The organism is Peribacillus sp. Bi96 (assembly GCF_918698115.1).
Taxonomy (GTDB): Bacteria; Bacillota; Bacilli; order Bacillales; family DSM-1321; genus Peribacillus.
Genome location: NZ_CAKKLV010000001.1, coordinates 497,076 through 514,296, shown reverse-complemented (window position 1 = coordinate 514,296; position 17,221 = coordinate 497,076). Strand labels below are relative to the sequence as shown.

The 17,221-nt window shown below is 40.7% G+C and carries 20 protein-coding genes; 7 read left to right on the top strand and 13 right to left on the bottom strand.

Features of this window, described 5'->3' with window-relative positions:
* A partial coding sequence (locus tag LQ203_RS02495; protein ID WP_230155323.1) for a transposase occupies nt 1-251 on the bottom strand: 251 nt, incomplete at its 3' end.
* Between the two features lie 207 nt (nt 252-458).
* On the opposite strand from LQ203_RS02495, the gene LQ203_RS02490 reads away from it, so the two are divergent.
* The 3 genes from LQ203_RS02490 to ispG all read left to right on the top strand — a co-directional run bounded on the left by LQ203_RS02490 (nt 459) and on the right by ispG (nt 2,373).
* Nucleotides 459-611: an anti-repressor SinI family protein gene (locus tag LQ203_RS02490; protein WP_356713726.1), complete on the top strand. Its 153-nt coding sequence runs from the start codon at nt 459-461 to the stop codon at nt 609-611.
* Nucleotides 612-715: 104 nt separating this feature from the next.
* Complete coding sequence (locus LQ203_RS02485) at nt 716-1,048, top strand: hypothetical protein (protein WP_230155322.1); 333 nt, start codon at nt 716-718, stop codon at nt 1,046-1,048.
* A gap of 212 nt (nt 1,049-1,260) precedes the next feature.
* Nucleotides 1,261-2,373, top strand: coding sequence for a flavodoxin-dependent (E)-4-hydroxy-3-methylbut-2-enyl-diphosphate synthase (gene ispG, locus LQ203_RS02480; protein WP_230155393.1), 1,113 nt, complete (start codon nt 1,261-1,263; stop codon nt 2,371-2,373).
* Between the two features lie 106 nt (nt 2,374-2,479).
* Here ispG and LQ203_RS02475 read toward each other — a convergent pair whose 3' ends face one another.
* A complete protein-coding gene (locus LQ203_RS02475; protein WP_230155321.1) occupies nt 2,480-2,947 on the bottom strand; it encodes a DUF308 domain-containing protein in 468 nt (155 codons plus the stop codon).
* Between the two features lie 169 nt (nt 2,948-3,116).
* Between LQ203_RS02475 and LQ203_RS02470 the strand changes: the two genes are divergently transcribed.
* Entirely contained in the window at nt 3,117-3,701 is a 585-nt protein-coding gene (locus LQ203_RS02470; RefSeq protein ID WP_230155320.1) for a hypothetical protein, read from the top strand.
* 36 nt (nt 3,702-3,737) lie between these two features.
* Here LQ203_RS02470 and LQ203_RS02465 read toward each other — a convergent pair whose 3' ends face one another.
* Genes LQ203_RS02465 through LQ203_RS02455 form a run of 3 tightly spaced genes read right to left on the bottom strand, consistent with a single transcriptional unit; the run spans nt 3,738 to nt 5,798 of the window.
* Complete coding sequence (locus tag LQ203_RS02465) at nt 3,738-4,163, bottom strand: Fur family transcriptional regulator (protein WP_230155319.1); 426 nt, start codon at nt 4,161-4,163, stop codon at nt 3,738-3,740.
* A gap of 15 nt (nt 4,164-4,178) precedes the next feature.
* A complete protein-coding gene (locus LQ203_RS02460) occupies nt 4,179-5,012 on the bottom strand; it encodes a metal ABC transporter permease (RefSeq protein ID WP_230155318.1) in 834 nt (277 codons plus the stop codon).
* A 21-nt stretch (nt 5,013-5,033) separates the two neighbouring features.
* A complete protein-coding gene (locus LQ203_RS02455) occupies nt 5,034-5,798 on the bottom strand; it encodes a metal ABC transporter ATP-binding protein (protein WP_230155317.1) in 765 nt (254 codons plus the stop codon).
* Nucleotides 5,799-6,012: 214 nt separating this feature from the next.
* Here LQ203_RS02455 and LQ203_RS02450 point away from each other — a divergent pair, with 214 nt between their 5' ends.
* Nucleotides 6,013-6,273: a DUF2624 family protein gene (locus LQ203_RS02450; RefSeq protein WP_230155315.1), complete on the top strand. Its 261-nt coding sequence runs from the start codon at nt 6,013-6,015 to the stop codon at nt 6,271-6,273.
* 79 nt (nt 6,274-6,352) lie between these two features.
* Here the strand turns inward: LQ203_RS02450 and LQ203_RS02445 are convergent, their stop codons facing one another.
* Together LQ203_RS02445 and LQ203_RS02440 are read right to left on the bottom strand one after the other, a co-directional pair.
* Nucleotides 6,353-7,249, bottom strand: a complete 897-nt coding sequence (locus LQ203_RS02445; RefSeq protein WP_230155313.1) for a deoxyribonuclease IV — start codon at nt 7,247-7,249, stop codon at nt 6,353-6,355.
* A gap of 12 nt (nt 7,250-7,261) precedes the next feature.
* Nucleotides 7,262-8,575, bottom strand: coding sequence for a DEAD/DEAH box helicase (locus tag LQ203_RS02440; RefSeq protein WP_230155311.1), 1,314 nt, complete (start codon nt 8,573-8,575; stop codon nt 7,262-7,264).
* 438 nt (nt 8,576-9,013) lie between these two features.
* On the opposite strand from LQ203_RS02440, the gene LQ203_RS02435 reads away from it, so the two are divergent.
* Nucleotides 9,014-9,700, top strand: coding sequence for a YqfQ family protein (locus LQ203_RS02435; protein WP_230155310.1), 687 nt, complete (start codon nt 9,014-9,016; stop codon nt 9,698-9,700).
* Nucleotides 9,701-9,828: 128 nt separating this feature from the next.
* On the top strand, nt 9,829-10,773 hold the full coding sequence (locus LQ203_RS02430; RefSeq protein ID WP_230155308.1) for a 4-hydroxy-3-methylbut-2-enyl diphosphate reductase: 945 nt from the start codon (nt 9,829-9,831) through the stop codon (nt 10,771-10,773).
* A 48-nt stretch (nt 10,774-10,821) separates the two neighbouring features.
* Here LQ203_RS02430 and LQ203_RS02425 read toward each other — a convergent pair whose 3' ends face one another.
* The 6 genes from LQ203_RS02425 to dnaG form a co-directional block, all read right to left on the bottom strand.
* Nucleotides 10,822-11,940, bottom strand: coding sequence for a Nif3-like dinuclear metal center hexameric protein (locus LQ203_RS02425; protein WP_290370509.1), 1,119 nt, complete (start codon nt 11,938-11,940; stop codon nt 10,822-10,824).
* Nucleotides 11,937-12,644, bottom strand: coding sequence for a tRNA (adenine(22)-N(1))-methyltransferase TrmK (locus tag LQ203_RS02420; protein ID WP_230155306.1), 708 nt, complete (start codon nt 12,642-12,644; stop codon nt 11,937-11,939). The genes LQ203_RS02425 and LQ203_RS02420 overlap by 4 nt, the downstream gene beginning before the upstream one ends.
* A gap of 216 nt (nt 12,645-12,860) precedes the next feature.
* Nucleotides 12,861-13,229, bottom strand: a complete 369-nt coding sequence (cccA, locus tag LQ203_RS02415) for a cytochrome c550 (RefSeq protein WP_230155304.1) — start codon at nt 13,227-13,229, stop codon at nt 12,861-12,863.
* A gap of 238 nt (nt 13,230-13,467) precedes the next feature.
* Nucleotides 13,468-13,995, bottom strand: coding sequence for a hypothetical protein (locus tag LQ203_RS02410; protein WP_230155302.1), 528 nt, complete (start codon nt 13,993-13,995; stop codon nt 13,468-13,470).
* Nucleotides 13,996-14,227: 232 nt separating this feature from the next.
* A complete protein-coding gene (rpoD, locus tag LQ203_RS02405) occupies nt 14,228-15,361 on the bottom strand; it encodes an RNA polymerase sigma factor RpoD (RefSeq protein WP_230155300.1) in 1,134 nt (377 codons plus the stop codon).
* A gap of 35 nt (nt 15,362-15,396) precedes the next feature.
* Complete coding sequence (gene dnaG / locus LQ203_RS02400) at nt 15,397-17,202, bottom strand: DNA primase (protein WP_230155390.1); 1,806 nt, start codon at nt 17,200-17,202, stop codon at nt 15,397-15,399.
* Nucleotides 17,203-17,221 lie beyond the last annotated feature (19 nt).

Below are 17,221 nucleotides of genomic sequence, written 5' to 3'. Positions count from 1 at the left end.
TGTACAGCGGTCTCGTTGATTGATGCCCCATATTCGTTCATATATTTAAGTACCTCTAGTTTAAAGGGCAGAGTGTAATTTGTATAGGATGAAGCAAGTCCTTCCATCCCATGTTTTAGATAGCGAGCGACCCATCTTTTCAGAGGGGATAAACCTACATTTCTTTCTTGTGCAATGGATTTATAGGATTTTTTCCCTTCTAAGTACTCTAAAACTGCATGTAATTTTTCGTCTATCGTATATTTAGTCAAAAAAACTGCACCTCCAATTGTTAGATGTTGTCTAACAATTGGGGTGCAGTTCAATTCGTTCGGATCTTTTTGTTTTTCAAAATTATCGGGGATAATCCATGTTTTTCCTGGCATATGACTGTAGTCATCATTTTTTTACATCTCCTTAATTCGACAAAATACTCACCAAGTTATTCCTATACTGATAGTTGAATTAGTATTTAAGAGGTGATAGACGTGAAGAAGAGTAATCTTGATGTACAGTGGCTGTTACTTATAATGGAGGCAAAAGAGATAGGTCTGACTCCAAAGGAAATCAGATGCTTTCTTAACTCCAACTCAAATAACAAGGATTTTATACAACTAAAAAAGCAAAATTGAATGATGACACTTCATTTCCATTTGAAAAAGCGCCCATTTTTAGGCATAACTTTAGACCCTTCCAAGTATATATATGTTAAAGACAAGCTTGGGAGGATGGAAAATTGAAACGGCTACTGCTTTTTATCTCATTTTGTTTCACTTTATTTATCATTTATTTCGATCTGACGACGGGTACCCTGCCGACTCCCCATCCACCGGCCTCTTCAGGTGAAACGGCTGTCCCGGCAAGTAAGCCGCAATCCGCCCCAACTGCTGATTACAAAGAAATCGTCATGAAACCCGGGGATACCTTACTCTCCATCGTTGAAACGGAAAAAAGCGGATCAAATCAGGAAATTGAAACAATTATATCTGACTTTCAAAGTTTGAATGAAGGTTTAAAGCCAGAAAATATGCAGATTGGCAAAACATATAAGATTCCTGTTTATAAATAGTTTCCAAATGGGAGGGGCGCTTTTCCAAGAATCATCAAGATAGGTTTCTAAGCATCGATTATATCCAGGAATAGGGAATCATTCTTGTTGAAAAAAGATAAAACATCCTATTTCCTTGTCAAGAGGTAAGTACATTGATACAATATTTCAGAGAAGTAAATTAAAAATCAAAACTGATTTTTTCCTAAAGGAGAGAATTCCACTTGAGTGAAATCATACATCGCACCAAGACGCGGCCAATTAAAGTCGGAAACTTAACGATTGGCGGCAATAATGAAGTTATTGTACAAAGCATGACAACTACCAAAACACATGATGTTGAAGCAACTGTTGCAGAGATCCTTCGTCTTGAAGAAGCGGGATGTCAAATCGTACGTGTCGCATGTCCGGATGAAAGAGCTGCTGAAGCAATCCCTGAAATAAAAAAACGGATTAATATCCCTCTTGTAGTCGATATTCATTTCGATTATAAACTGGCACTAAAGGCAATTGAAGGTGGAGCGGATAAAATCAGGATAAATCCTGGTAATATTGGACGTCGTGAAAAGGTAGAAGCAGTTGTTAAAGCTGCGAAAGAAAAAGGAATCCCTATCCGTATCGGGGTCAATGCCGGTTCTCTTGAGAAGAAGATCCTTGATAAATACGGATACCCAACTGCCGATGGCATGGTTGAAAGTGCCTTACACCATATCAAAATCCTGGAAGATCACGATTTTCATGACATCATTGTTTCCATGAAGGCTTCTGATGTGAATTTAGCCATCGAAGCGTATGAAAAAGCTTCAAAAGCATTCGATTATCCTTTACATCTGGGGATTACGGAATCAGGTACTCTGTTCTCCGGCACCGTAAAAAGTGCTGCCGGACTTGGTGCCATCCTAAGCCAAGGAATCGGAAGTACAATGCGTGTTTCCTTAAGTGCTGACCCTGTCGAAGAGGTGAAAGTGGCAAGAGAGCTTCTAAAAGTATTTGGACTTGCTTCTAACATGGCCACTTTAATTTCCTGCCCAACGTGCGGTCGAATCGAGATTGATTTAATCTCCATCGCAAATGAGGTTGAAGAGTACATTCAGACAATTAAAGCACCAATCAAGGTTTCTGTGCTTGGTTGTGCGGTAAATGGGCCTGGAGAAGCTCGTGAGGCTGATATCGGCATAGCAGGAGCTCGTGGCGAAGGGTTATTGTTTAGAAAAGGGCAAATTGTACGTAAAGTGCCTGAAGAGACGATGGTCGAGGAACTGAAAAAGGAAATCGATAAGATTGCTGAAGAGTACTATGAAAAACAAAGAACGGAAGCTGCTGCTGCAGCTTTACTAAATAAATAAAACAAAAAAATCCCGAGAACATTATCGGGATTTTTTTGTTGTTTTCCATCATAGAAAAACCTTTTGATGTCATTTGGGAGAATGACATCAAAAGGCCTCATAAAGCTTAAAAGAACGGCAGGATGAATATGCCAACAATGATGGAGACTGCACCAATGACGATGGCCCATGTACCCATGTGCGACCCTCGGCTTCGTGCAAATATCCCTACAATGATCCCAACAATCCCTAAGATGAAGGGCATCATGAATAACGATACAATGGAGATGATCAAAGCTATGACACCAATGGCTCTACCTCTTGATGCCACATCCCCAGAATCAACAGCCCCTACTGTCTCATCATCCTTATATCTCCTGTTTTGCAGAGGTGGCGAGATTTCAGCAGACGTTTCTTCATGATACCGGTTATCCATCTGTGTAACCGTTTCACGATTATCGAAACGTCTATCATCAGCAGGTGTATCTTCATTATAATACCTCTCATGATGCTCATCATCCACAATGGATGGGTCACTGCCCTCTTTAGTCAATCGCATCTCATCGTCAATACTGGAGTATTGATCTTTTTCCATTCTTGCATCCCTCACTTTCGTTTGTAGGAGCATTTATAGTGTATGTAAATCCGCGGGAATCCACCGTGAAAATGGTTTCATATCTTGGAAATAAATACGTGTTTTTACCATAGCTATGATTGTATATGTTACACTATTACAAGTACCTGAAAATGAGGAGAGATTCATCATGAAAAAACGTTTTGGCATTGATATTGACGGGACTGTTACAAGACCGGATTCCATGGTCCCTTTTTTAAATAAAGCTTTTCAGCTGAATTTAGCTTATGAAGATATTACAGAGTATGACTTATTCCCATTCGTGAATGTTCCAAAGGAAGATTTCACTAACTGGTTCATTGAGACCGAGCCGCTCATTTATACCGAATCTTTGATGGCTGAAGGAGCGAAAGTTGTACTGGAAAAATGGACAGAACAAGCAGACCTCTATTTCATCAGTGCCAGAAGCAATCGTTTATTAGATGTAACGAAAAATTGGTTCGCGACGAATCAGGTCCTGTATGACCATATAGAGCTTGTTGGTTCACACGATAAAGTGGCTGCAGCCAAGAAGTTTGCTGTCGATCTCTTTTTAGAGGACAAGCATGATAATGCAGTCGCCATTTCGGAAGAGTGTAATATACCAGTAATTTTATTTAATACCCCTTATAACCAAGATCCGGTGCCCAAAAAGGTTATCCGGGTCAACAATTGGCAAGAGGCATCTATTTGGGTGAATAATTGGATGTCCGGAAAACCAGTACCTATAAAATGATAAAAGAAAAAACCATTGACAAAGGGTCAATGGTTTTTATACTTCTACAGAAACGCTACATGCGGGACAGCGTCCGTAAATTTCGAATTTATGCCCTGAAACATCGTAGTCCTTCAAACTTTCCTGAAGCTCCTGCATCGGGCACAATTCGATTTCTTTCGTTTTTCCACAACTCAAACAGATGAAGTGGTGATGGTGGGAAGAATGGCCGCATGTAAAACGAAAATGCTTCTCCCCCTCCAACTCGGTCGTTTCAAAAATCCCTAGTTCTACAAACAAGGAAAGATTCCGGTAAATCGTATCGAAGCTCAATCCGGGATAGTCCTGTTTCATATTCTCCAATACGTCTTTTGCCGTTAAATATTTATCGCTGGAAGAGAAAAGCTGAAGCATTTCCTCCCTCTTTCCTGTATGTTTAAAACCTTTATCTTTTAGTAATTGCATGGCAGTAGTTACGTTCAAAAAACATCACCCCATCTATCGATTTTTCCACTTATCAAACAAAATTGACAAGATGAGAATTAGCACAGCGATTATTACAATGGTCCCACCTGGAGCGAGATCGAGGTTGTATGATAAAAATAATCCCCCTATGACGGACACTTCGCCGAATAATACCGCTAGAGCGATCATCTGCTTAAAGCCCTTCGCAAAGCGGAGGCTTGCTGCTACCGGCAGCGTCATGAGCGAAGAGACCAGTAATATTCCAATGATTTTCATTGAAGCCGCAATAACCAATGCAACCATGACAATAAAAATAAAATGAATCGCTTTATAAGGTATTCCGGACGCTTTCGCATGCTCTTCATCAAATGATAACAAAAATAATTCTTTATACAATAGGGTTAGTGTCAAGGCAACGACTACCCCCACTGCCAATATAACATATAAGTCCGCCCGGCTGACTGCACTGACACTTCCGAATAAATAACTATATAAATCCGAATTGAAACCATCTGCAATGGAAATGAAAATGACACTAAGACCCATTCCGCCGGACATTATAATCGGGATTGCAAGCTCTTGGTAATGCTTGTACACCCCTCTTAATTTTTCAATGAATAATGACCCACCTACCGAAAAAGCCATCCCTATATAAAGCGGATTCAATCCAGCAAGTGAAAGAAAGCTCTTCTGAAGCAATAAACTAAACGCTATACCTGCAAGCGCTACATGACTAAGCGCATCGGAAATCATCGACATCCGCCTTACCACGACAAAAACGCCCACCAATGGCGCAATCGCTCCGATGATGATTCCGGTCAAGAATGCGTTCTGCAAAAATTCAAATTGCAATATCCCCGATATCATTGGGCTATCCTCCAAAACATTTTAATGATCATGATTTAATAATTGGACGTCATGTCCGTATATGGACGAGAGCTCGCCTTCATTCAATTCATTATATTCACAGGCATCCCCGTGAAAATGAAGCTTTTTATTTAAGCAAGCGACATGTGTGACTTTATCGGTCACAGTACCAACATCATGGGTAACTAAAATCAGGGTTATTCCTAATTTTTTATTCAACATTTCAAGCATTTCATAAAATTGGTGGACGTTCTTTGAATCAACACCGACTGTAGGCTCATCCAAGATCATCAATTCCGGCTCGCTGACAAGTGAACGAGCAATGAATACCCTCTGCTGCTGCCCTCCGGACAATTCACCAATATTTCGGTTCTGATATTCAAGCATGTCCACGGACTCCAAAGCCTTTATGACCTTTTGCCTATCCTCTTTGCTTGCAAACTTAAATAATCCAATTTTTTTGGTCATACCGCTTTGAACCACCTCAAATACAGTGGCAGGGAATCCTGAGTTGAAGGAGTTCGCCTTTTGGGAAACGAATCCGACCTTTTGCCAATCTTTAAAGCGCCTTATATCTTCCCCGAAAATCTCAATTTTTCCTTTTTGGAGCTTGAACAGACCAAGCAGCAACTTCAAAAGTGTCGACTTTCCGGATCCATTCGGCCCGACGATAGCTAAGAATGCCCCTTTAGGGATTTCAAGCGAAACATGTTCCAGCACTAGATCTTTTGTATATTTGTAAGATATATCTTCTAATTTAACTATGGGGTTTACTGCATTATCCAAAGAGATCACCTATTTTTTAAGAATCATTACGATTAACATTCGTTAGTATAAATCAAACAAGACCAGATGTAAAGAATCCTGACCTCAAAAACAAGTGCTCATAAGCATTGATCTGCTAAAATCGGCAGCAAAATCAAATTTGCGCAATTCAAAACAAAGTTAATGTTCACATACGTCGACCTCCTTCATATGTTTTAAAAAAGGAGGAGATCGTTTGAAATTATTTGAAATGATGGTCAATCATAAAATCAACAAAATACGCCCTGATGAGCTGCTTTCCCTTGCAAAGCAGCATGGAGTTGCACTCACACAACAACAAGCACAGGATATTACTGCCCTTCTAGCAGGTAAAAATATTAACATTTTTGATATACGTCAAAGACAAAATGTTCTAGGTCAAATCACAAAAGTTGCTGGAGCAAGTACAGCCAGGGAAATAGAAACACTCTTTAACAACCTTACATCCAATTTTTAAAGAATTTGAAAGACATACTTTTTACCATAAAATGAAAGGACGATTCATCCTTATCTCGATGAATCGTCCCTTTCTATGATTATTGCTGGTTCATGATCTTTTCCAGTACATCTTCTTCGAATTGATTGTTCTTGAACATATCAATTTCAAATTTATAAGGTGCCTTTTTATCTTTCTTGTCTTCCCCAACATAAGGTGTTTCCAGTATTTTTGAAACAGTGCTTAACTGTGGATGATGGACAATATCATTCAACGCTTTAAAACCAATATGACCAAATCCAATGTTTTCATGGCGGTCTTTACGCATGCCGCGTTCGTTTTTGCTATCATTAACATGTAGGACCTTGATGCGATCCACACCGATCAATTTATCAAATTCATTGAGAACACCATCAAAATCTTCGATGATATTATAACCAGCATCGTGAGTATGGCAAGTATCGAAGCATACCGATAATTTTTCATTATGGGTCACACCATCAATAATCATGGCCAACTCCTCGAAAGACCTGCCACATTCGGTACCTTTACCTGCCATCGTTTCAAGGGCAATCTGGACTTTATCGTCAGCAGTCAACACTTCATTCAAACCTTCGATGATTCTCTTGATTCCCAGTTCACTGCCTGCACCAACATGTGCACCTGGATGAAGTACGATCTGCCTTGCACCAAGCGCTTCTGTCCGATCGATTTCGCTTCGTAAGAAGTTGACTCCTAGTTCGTATGTGGCTGGATTCGTTGTATTTGCTATGTTGATGATATACGGGGCATGGACTACGATATCACTAATTCCATTTTCCTCCATATGCAATAATCCAGCTTCGATATTTAGATCTTCGATTTTTTTACGTCTTGTATTTTGTGGGGCTCCCGTATAGATCATGAATGTGTTGGAGCCATATGAAACCGCTTCTTGACTCGCAGCAAGAAGCATATTTTTCCCGCTCATTGAAACATGCGATCCAATCTTCAGCATCTGATTACTCCCTTATTTCTTTCTCTGTATACGACGTTCGCGTTTTTTAAAGTTTTCCACATCGCGTTGGATTTTTTTCTTGTAACCTGGCTTGACTTTAGTTGGCTTCTTAACATGCCTGGTCGCTTTAACATCAATATCAGATTTTTGTTTTTTACGGTTTTTTCGTTTATTACGTTCGTCTATATCAACCCAATCACCGTTTTGGATATCCGCATCACGGAATTCGATGCCCATTTTTTCAAGGCGGTTCAAAGAGTCTTCATCGGAAGTATTATAAATTGTAGCGGCAATGCCTGAATATCCTGCACGAGCCGTTCTTCCCGTCCTATGAATGTAAAAATCAAGGTCTGAAGGCAATTCATAGTTAATAATATGACTAACGCCTTCAATATCGATTCCACGGGAAGCCAAATCTGTCGCTACGATGAATTGATACTCCAAATCATTGATTTGCTTCATCATTTTTTTACGTTCACGAGGCGTTAAATCCCCATGAATACGACCGACATTCAACCCTTTTTCAATCAAGGAATTAGCCACATGATCCGCCATTTTTTTGGTGTTCGTGAAAATAATCGCTAAATATGGATTATAACGAACGATGATATCATGAAGTAACTGCTCTTTGTTCCGATGGCGAAGCGGTACCAAAACATGTTCAATTTTAGCGGCAGTCGCCTGCTTGGGATTCACTTGAACATATTTCGGATTTTCCATATATTTATTCAAAAACGGCTTTAATTTTTCCGGAATGGTTGCCGAGAAGACAAGCATTTGAATTTTTTCAGCCATACGTGATGCAAATAAATCGACATCTTCAAGGAATCCCATGTCTAGCATAAGGTCCGCTTCATCGACAACAAGCATTTTTGCTGTATACACCTGAAGCGCTTGAGCCTCAACCAAATCCTTGATTCGGCCTGGCGTTCCAATTACCAGTTGTGGCTGTGTCTTCAACTTATCGATCATACGCTGTTTATCCGTACCACCGATATAACAACGGACAGAAATCTGCTCATCTTCAGGAAAATGGTCAGCAATTTTCAAAGCTTCTTTATAGATTTGGTTCGCTAACTCACGGGTTGGTGCGGAAATAATCGCTTGAACTTCATTTTTACCAGCATCAAGCTTGTTCATAATCGGCAGCAAATAGGAATGTGTCTTTCCTGTACCTGTCTGCGACTGTCCAATTAAGCTACTTCCCTTTAAAAGCGACGGAAGCACACGTTCTTGAATTTCCGTCGGCTTATCGAACCCTAAAGTACGAACCGCATCTAGAATGTAGCTTTTCAAATTAAATCGTTCAAATTGGTTTTGTTTCATCAAAAAACTCCTTTATCCTTGTCAGTCATTAGACATGTCCTACTATTATAATAAATTTTATACAAAAAGCGCAAGCACCTTGGTCGTGCTGAAACTGGATTATACAAAAAGCGCAAGCACCTTGGTCAGCTCGTGAAGAAAATAGGGATTGACCCTTAAGGCGCTTTTTGCCTTAGGTGGTCCATCATCTTTTTCACAGCGAGCTTAAGCGCTAAGGCTAGTTCTCTTAAAATGGACTTCTGCAAACGAAAAGCCCCTGTCCTGGTCATAGCGTATCCCCCGCAGACATGGAGCTAAAAGACTTACCGTAACCATCTTACCTTCTTTCCGGTCACTTCACAACAGCGCAGTCACTCTTTGCTCAAACCTTTTTTGTCGAGCTGCATAATTTATATAGAAGAATAACACCAGCATATAAAATCAGAGGAGGTGAAACCAATGTTCCCAAATAGAAGTCATCAACCCGGACCCGGTTTTCAGCCACCCAATGGTCGAAGGATGCAGCACCCGCAAGCTCCATTCAGGCAGCCGCAGCAAAACCCCCACTCTTTTCAGCAGATGAGGCGGCCGATGGCACAAGGTAGACCCCCGGGACCACAGGGACCTCAAGGTTTCCGAGGCCCGTTCAACCAGCAGCAGCGTCAGGAATTTCCACCTGCAAAGAAAGAGGGGCTGTTGTCGAAGATACTCGGTAAGTCGAAACAAAATCCAGATTCTCGCAACTTGTTTGCACCTGCCGCTTCCCCTAACAAAAGTTCTTCAAGAAGCAGCGGAGGGGGGATTTTAGAAACACTAAAAAATCCGGATTCTCTAAACAATATGCTTACCAACACGCAAAAAGTGTTGCAGGCAGCCGAACAATTCACTCCCATGGTGGAACAATACGGACCTGTGATTAAAAATTTGCCGTCGATGTGGAAAGTTTTCCAGAGTATATCATCATCTGATGCTAGCGAAAATTCGGAAGCATCCGTTGATAGCGAGCCTAATGTAGAGGCACAAAACAATCATGAGGTAAAGCCTGAGTCGAATGAACAAGAAAAAGCTATGAAAGCTAACCCCACAGCTCAAGTTCGTACCAATACGAAAAGGCAAAGGTCATCCGGTCCCAAACTATATATTTAAAGATCAAAAAAATTTTTACCAGTTAATGATTTTAGGCAAATAGGATGTTTTGTAATATCATCTATGGTCTTATATAATAGAAAGGTATAAATAGTGAGAGTTTCTTGCCTTTGAAGGAGGACACATAGATGAAAGTGATTAAAATTTCCCCGCGCGGCTATTGTTATGGCGTTGTCGATGCCATGGTCATCGCCCGAAATGCGGCTTTAGATAAAACCTTGCCACGCCCTATTTACATTTTAGGGATGATTGTGCACAACAAACATGTGACCGATGCGTTTGAAGATGAAGGCATCATCACGTTGGACGGAAGCAACCGCAACGATATCATCGAACAAGTGGACAGCGGAACCGTCATCTTTACGGCTCATGGCGTCTCTCCTGAGATTAGGAAGATCGCTGCAGAAAAAGGGCTAGTCACCCTCGATGCAACGTGTCCCGATGTTACTGCAACTCATGACCTAATTCGGGAAAAAGAAGCGGAAGGCTTTCAAATCATTTATATTGGTAAAAAAGGCCATCCGGAACCAGAGGGTGCAGTCGGAGTAGCTCCCGATGTCGTTCACCTGGTTCAAAAGGATGAAGATGTTGAAGCTTTGACCCTGAATAGTGATAAGATCATCGTCACAAATCAAACAACGATGAGCCAATGGGATGTTTTGGATATCATGGATAAGGTCAAGGAAAAATTCCCACATGCAGAAGTCCATAAGGAAATTTGTTTAGCGACACAGGTACGTCAGGAAGCGGTTGCCAAGCAAGCTGGCGAAGCTGATGTTTTAATTGTTGTCGGTGATCCAAAGAGTAATAATTCAAACCGCCTTGCACAGGTATCCGAAGAAATAGCGAGCACGAAAGCTTATCGCATCGCTGACATTTCCGAGCTTAACCTTGAATGGCTAAAAGATGCAGAAACGGTTGCGGTTACGTCCGGGGCTTCTACACCAACACCAATCACAAAAGAAGTTATCACATTTCTAGAACAGTATGATCCAAATGTTGAATTGACCTGGAATACCGAAAAGAAAACGCCATTGAATAAAATTCTACCTAAGATTAAAGTGAAAAAATGAATGCACATACAAAAAGGGCAACCGCTTTGGCTGCCCTTTTTTGTGCTATCAAATAAATCGGAAAGGGTCCGTATTTAACTGGGATGGGATGAATTCCACATCGAAGTTCTTATCGCGGCACTTTTCTTCAAGGATTCGCGCCACGCCTTTTTTCATCACTTTTTCAACATTGTGCCCTGGATCCACAATATTCAAACCAATCATCATCGCGTCATGGGCCGTATGGTAATACATATCACCAGTAACATATACATCCGCGCCCTTGAATTTTGCAGTCGTGAAGTATTTGTTTCCATCTCCGCCCAGCACAGCCACTTTTTTTATCGGGCTTTGCAAATCACCAACGACACGTACCTTTTCAACATCAAGTGTCTGTTTCACATGTTCGCAAAATTGTTCAAGGGTCATTTCTTCAGCAAGCACACCAATCTTTCCTAATCCAAGTGACTCCCCTTTATTCTCCAGTTTATATATATCATAAGCGACTTCCTCATACGGATGGGCTTTAATCATCGCAGAAAGGACTTTCTTCTCAATATTTTCGGGGAATATCGTTTCAACCCGCATTTCAGTAACGGATTCAAGATTTCCTCTGGAGCCAATCACCGGTTCACTGCCTTCGCCTGGCAAGAAGCGTCCTGTGCCTTCCCCCGAAAACGAACAATGGCTGTAATTTCCGATTGCTCCTGCCCCTGCGCTACCAAGGGCTTCCCTCACTTTTTGTTCATCGGCCTTTGGAACAAATACGACCAATTTCTTTAGAGCTGCTTCGTAAGTTGGAATCAATACTTCTGTATCCTGTAATTGAAGCGCTTCGGCAAGTAGATCATTTACTCCGCCCTTCGCGACATCTAAATTGGTATGTGCAGCATAGACAGCGATATCATGTTTGATCAGCTTTTCGATGATACGGCCTCCGGCAACCATTGTATCGATTCTTTTCAATGGTCGATAAATAAGCGGATGATGGGCAATGATTAATTCCGCCCCAAGTTCTATCGCTTCGTCTACAACTTCTTCCAATACATCAAGGGCAATCAAGACTTTAGTAACTGGCTTATTCAGTTGTCCTACATGTAGCCCGATTGGGTCTCCCTCCATTGCATATTGCTTAGGAGAGAATTGTTCAAACATTTCAATGATTTGCTGGCCATTTAGTGTTTTCAACCTCTAAGCACCTCCTCAATTACTGAAATTTGGGATTTTAATTCATTGCGCTTTGTTTCCAACCCGCCTCGTCCGCTTTCATCCAGTTGTTCGATGATTCTTTCCAAATGTTTTTTCTCAAGCTGCCATTTTTTAATGAAAGTGTCACTGAATTGCTCCATTAAATATGGACCGAACATAAGGCCAGTTTGCATATTTGCACGATAAGGGCGAAGTGGAGCCCCTTTTTCAGCAATTAAGATTTCGTAGATCTTCTCATCTTCCTCAAGAACTTCTTCTCCACAAAGTTCCCAGCCGTTATCGATTAACCAACTACGAACATTCGCTGCACCAACATTTGGCTGAAGGATTAGCCTTTCTGCCTTGCCGAGCTTTCCTTTTCCACTTTCCAGGATACTTGATATTAAAGTCCCTCCCATGCCACAAATCGTAATGCACGTCGCTTCATCAGGATTCAATACTTCAAGTCCATCTCCTTTACGGACCTCTATCTTGCCCTCTAGTCCCGTTATCGCCACTTGCCTGCGGGCTGACTGATAAGGACCTTCTACAACCTCGCCTGCTATGGCATGGTCACACAGGCCATTATTCACCGCATAGCATGGCAAGTAAGCATGGTCGGAACCTATATCTGCAAGGATGCTTCCTTTTTGTATATGTATGGCAACATGTTCTAATCTCTTCGATAGTTTTTCATGGTTCATATTTATCAACTCTCTTATTTCAAATAATGTCTTCCTTTTAATTAGTTTCCCATTCGATTATAACAAGTTCAATCGAAAAATTACAGAAAGGAGAAATATGCTCTCCCTATCACTATACAAAAGGAAACTTCCATCTGGAACCTTTCCTTTTCCGAATAAAAGAAAAACTGACTCAAAAGCTCGCCTTCCAACGATTACTTGAGTCAGTTTTCATCATTATTTCAGTCCATGAATATATTCTGCCATGGCGTCAATGTTTTGTTCTTCGACTAAGCCAGATGGCATGGCGCCTCGTCCATTCGTGATCACGTTTTTAACCTCGTCCACCGACAGTCGATCGCCAACTCCCTTCAGAGCTGGTCCGACACCGCCTTGATAGGCGTTACCGTGACAGGAGATACAGTTTTGCTTATAGATGTCCTCAGGTGAAGCAGAGGCACTTTCCGTTTCCTCTGTTTTTCCGCCACCCTCTTTTTCCTTAGCAAGATCCTTGGCATCACCCAAACCTTTAAACGAAAGTAAAAACATAAGTCCAATACCAAAAACCATGATAATAATAAAAGGCATTACTGGATTTCGATTCATAGAATTTCCTCCCCTATGTAGAACCTAAACTTACCATATTTAATATTATATACAAACAGCTATATATTATTTTACTTGAAAAGAGTTTCAAGTAAAAGCCCAAAAATAGAAGATATTATATAATTTCTTAAAATTGTCAAAAATTTAAGTATATTTCCAAATGATTTTACTTTTTATTACATATTTTTAATAATACCCTAAATCTTCTATTTAAAACCGCTAGAGTGACCATTGATTACTATAAAAAAAAGTAGACAGTGACAACAGCTCCCAGGGCTCCTGCTATGGAAAAATGGAGCAACTTAAGTTTTTTGCCGATCAAAATCCATAGACCGCAATTAATAAACAAGAAAACATAAAGGATATTTAAGTTTCCGGGTGCTATTATTTCAGCCAAACTGACTGTTAATAAAAGCAATGATAGCGCCATTCCCATCAAGGCCATTTGAAAGATGACTTTCCTGCCCATTAAGCTGCGGGCCGCTAGCCCAAAGACAATGATTGAAATAGTTGTCACAAGCATTTGCATTCTTATGGGTATTTCAGTAAAATAATTCAAAAATACAATAAATGCAAAAAGGGCTCCAATTAACAGCCCGGTAAGAATATCTTTTTTATCATTTCCGGTTTTAGGCGAACTTGTTGGCGGTAATTCGCCTTGACAGTATAATGCAAGCAGGTAATTACAATATTGCTCAGGAAGCATACGACTTTCCTTCCAGGCGTTTATTTCTTGAATGATAATTTTCTTTCGCATCTCATCCATGAATTTCACATCCTCATGCCGATCTGTTCTTATGAGTAACGGCTTTTAGCCGCTTTTTACGGTTGGTTGGTGGTTAACAGAGAAACTTAGTTACAGTGATCTACATCTCCATTAAATAGATATCTGTATAAATATTGTTGTAACAAGGATATTTTTACATCCAAGTGTAAAAAAAAAAGCCGCTCCCGAACGCTGGGCATTCAAAGAGGGCTCTGTGAAGGGCATATATATTTTATTCTAAGAAATCTTTCAAGCGCTTGCTGCGGCTTGGGTGTCTTAGCTTCCGCAACGCTTTCGCTTCGATTTGACGGATACGCTCGCGGGTTACCCCAAACACTTTACCGACCTCTTCAAGCGTCCGTGTACGGCCATCATCAAGTCCAAAGCGGAGTCTCAAGACGTTTTCTTCACGGTCTGTCAGTGTATCCAATACGTCTTCAAGCTGTTCTTTCAATAGTTCATATGCTGCATGTTCTGATGGGGAAGTAGCATCCTGATCTTCAATGAAATCACCTAAATGGGAATCATCTTCTTCACCTATTGGCGTTTCCAAGGAAACAGGCTCCTGAGCTATTTTCAGAATTTCACGAACTTTTTCAGGAGTTAAGTCCATATCTTCTGCAATCTCTTCTGGCGAAGGTTCACGTCCTAAATCCTGAAGAAGCTGTCTTTGGACACGGATCAATTTATTGATGGTTTCCACCATATGCACCGGTATCCTTATCGTTCTTGCTTGGTCGGCAATGGCACGGGTTATGGCTTGGCGAATCCACCATGTTGCATAGGTACTAAATTTGAACCCTTTACGGTAATCGAATTTTTCTACCGCTTTGATCAGACCCATATTACCTTCTTGAATCAAATCAAGGAAAAGCATACCCCGTCCGACATAGCGTTTGGCAATACTGACAACTAGACGTAGATTGGCTTCAGCTAAACGGCGTTTCGCTTCTTCATCTCCATCTTCAATTCGCGTCGCCAGAGAGATTTCTTCCTCTGCCGATAATAGGTCAACGCGACCTATTTCCTTTAAATACATACGGACAGGATCATTAATCTTAACACCAGGAGGAACACTTAAATCATTTAAGTCAAACTCTTCTTCTTTTGCAAGTTTCTTTTCATCTGGATCATCTTCATCATCGTCTTCCTCACCATCCGTGAGAATTTCGACTCCGTTTTCTGCTAACACCTCATAGAACTCATCCATTTGATCGGAATCTAACTCAAAACCGCCAATCATTTCAGCGATTTTTTCTAAAGTTAAAGAGCCTCGTTTTTTACCTAGCTCTATTAATTTTTCTTTCACCTGTTCAAGGCTAAATTCATTATCAACTTGTTTGGAACGTGCTGGTTTTTCAGCCATTAGTTCCCCTCCTTCCAGGACTTACACCTAAACAACTACAACATTTTACGCAATTTAATGATTTCCATGGCAATTTTTGCAGCAGTGACATAATCACTTCGTCTCACTGCATCTTTTTCTTCGACTTGTTTTTCTTTTATCTTTAACAATTTTTCATATTTCAACACTTGATTTATACAATCGGTCAGTTCTTTATCGGTAACTTCCTCATTCACTGACATCATTTCTATTTCCGAAACGATCCTTCTCAAGTTTGGATCCGGTAAATAAGTAAGGAAAAAGCTTGTATCCGGTTCGTGTCCATCTTCATAGAACGCATATAAATAGGTGATGATTGCCTGATGTTCGTCTACATGAAAGACCGTTTGCCCAAGCAACTGCTGAATCTTGAAAGTCATGTCCCTGCTTTTAAGCATATGGGCAATCAACTTCGTTTCAGCATTATGATGAGCAGGCTTTAATTTATGCTCATATTGCAGTTCCATTTTCTTTTGGGCTGCAGGCTGCGGCAGTGTTCCCTTCTTACGTTCTGTAAAGAACACTTGTCGCTGCTGCTGCTCCAGCGCATCCAATGACAGGGAAAATTCAGATGATAACTGCCGCAGATAATGGTCCCTCTCCACTGCATTGGGCAATCGCGAAATTTCTTTAAGGACTTCTTCGATATATTGAATTCGATCTCCTTCATTATTTACATTTTTCCCTCGGCGCAAATAATGCATTTTGAATGCCATGTAGGTTAAACTGGCCCCTATTACTTCAGAAACAAAGCTTTTTTCACCGAATTCCTTTATGTAGTCATCGGGGTCCAAGTTATCAGGCATGAGAGCGACCTTCACTGAAAAGTCGTGGTCCTGCAACATATTAACAGCACGATTGGCAGCGTTCAATCCCGCAGAGTCCGAATCGTAGCAAATAAGTATCTGGTCAGTATTTCTTTTTAATAGCTGGATATGCTGATCCGTCAAGGCAGTCCCCATCGTAGCGACTGAATTCTCAACACCGGCACGCACAGCTGAAATACAATCGGCAAAGCCTTCAAAAATGACGACTTGTTCTTTCTTACGTATGTGAGGTCTTGCATGATGAAAATTATATAGAGTTTTACTTTTATTAAAGATTGGCGTTTCAGGACTATTCAAATATTTGGGCTCATCGTCCCCCATCGCTCTGCCTGAGAACGCAATCGTATTTCCTTGATGATCCATAATTGGAAACATGACTCTATTTCTGAAACGGTCAAAATATGACTCGTCTTTTTCCCTGAAAATTATAAGCCCTGCCTGCTCCATATATTCCGGTGGAAAACCACGTTTTAAAAGAAACTTGGAAACGAAGTCCCATGAATCCAACGAATAACCAATTTGGAACTTTTCTATCGTCTCTTCAGTAAACCCTCGTTTAAGTAAATATTCGAGAGCATCCTGACCTTCCTTCGTATTAACGAGGAGGTGATGATAAAATTTCCGCAGCAGGTCGTGGGCTTCAACCATTTGCTGCGAGCCAGCAGGCATGTTAGAACGCTTGGAATCTTTATTAATTTCAACATCCAAAGGAACATTTCCTTTTTCAGCTAAAACTTTTGCAGATTCCACAAAATTATAGCCTTCTATATCCATTAAGAAGGTAAAAATATTTCCGCCTGCCCCACAACCAAAACAGTGAAAGATTTGTTTTTCCGTTGAAACGGAAAATGAGGGCGAGTTTTCACCATGAAAAGGACAAAGGCCAAAGTAATTGCGCCCTTGTTTCTTCAGCTGGACATACTCTCCAATTAAATCAACAATGTCTACAGCTTCGCGAATTTGGTTAATTTTTTCATCTTCTATACGGCCATTTATCATTTTTCCACCTTGCTAT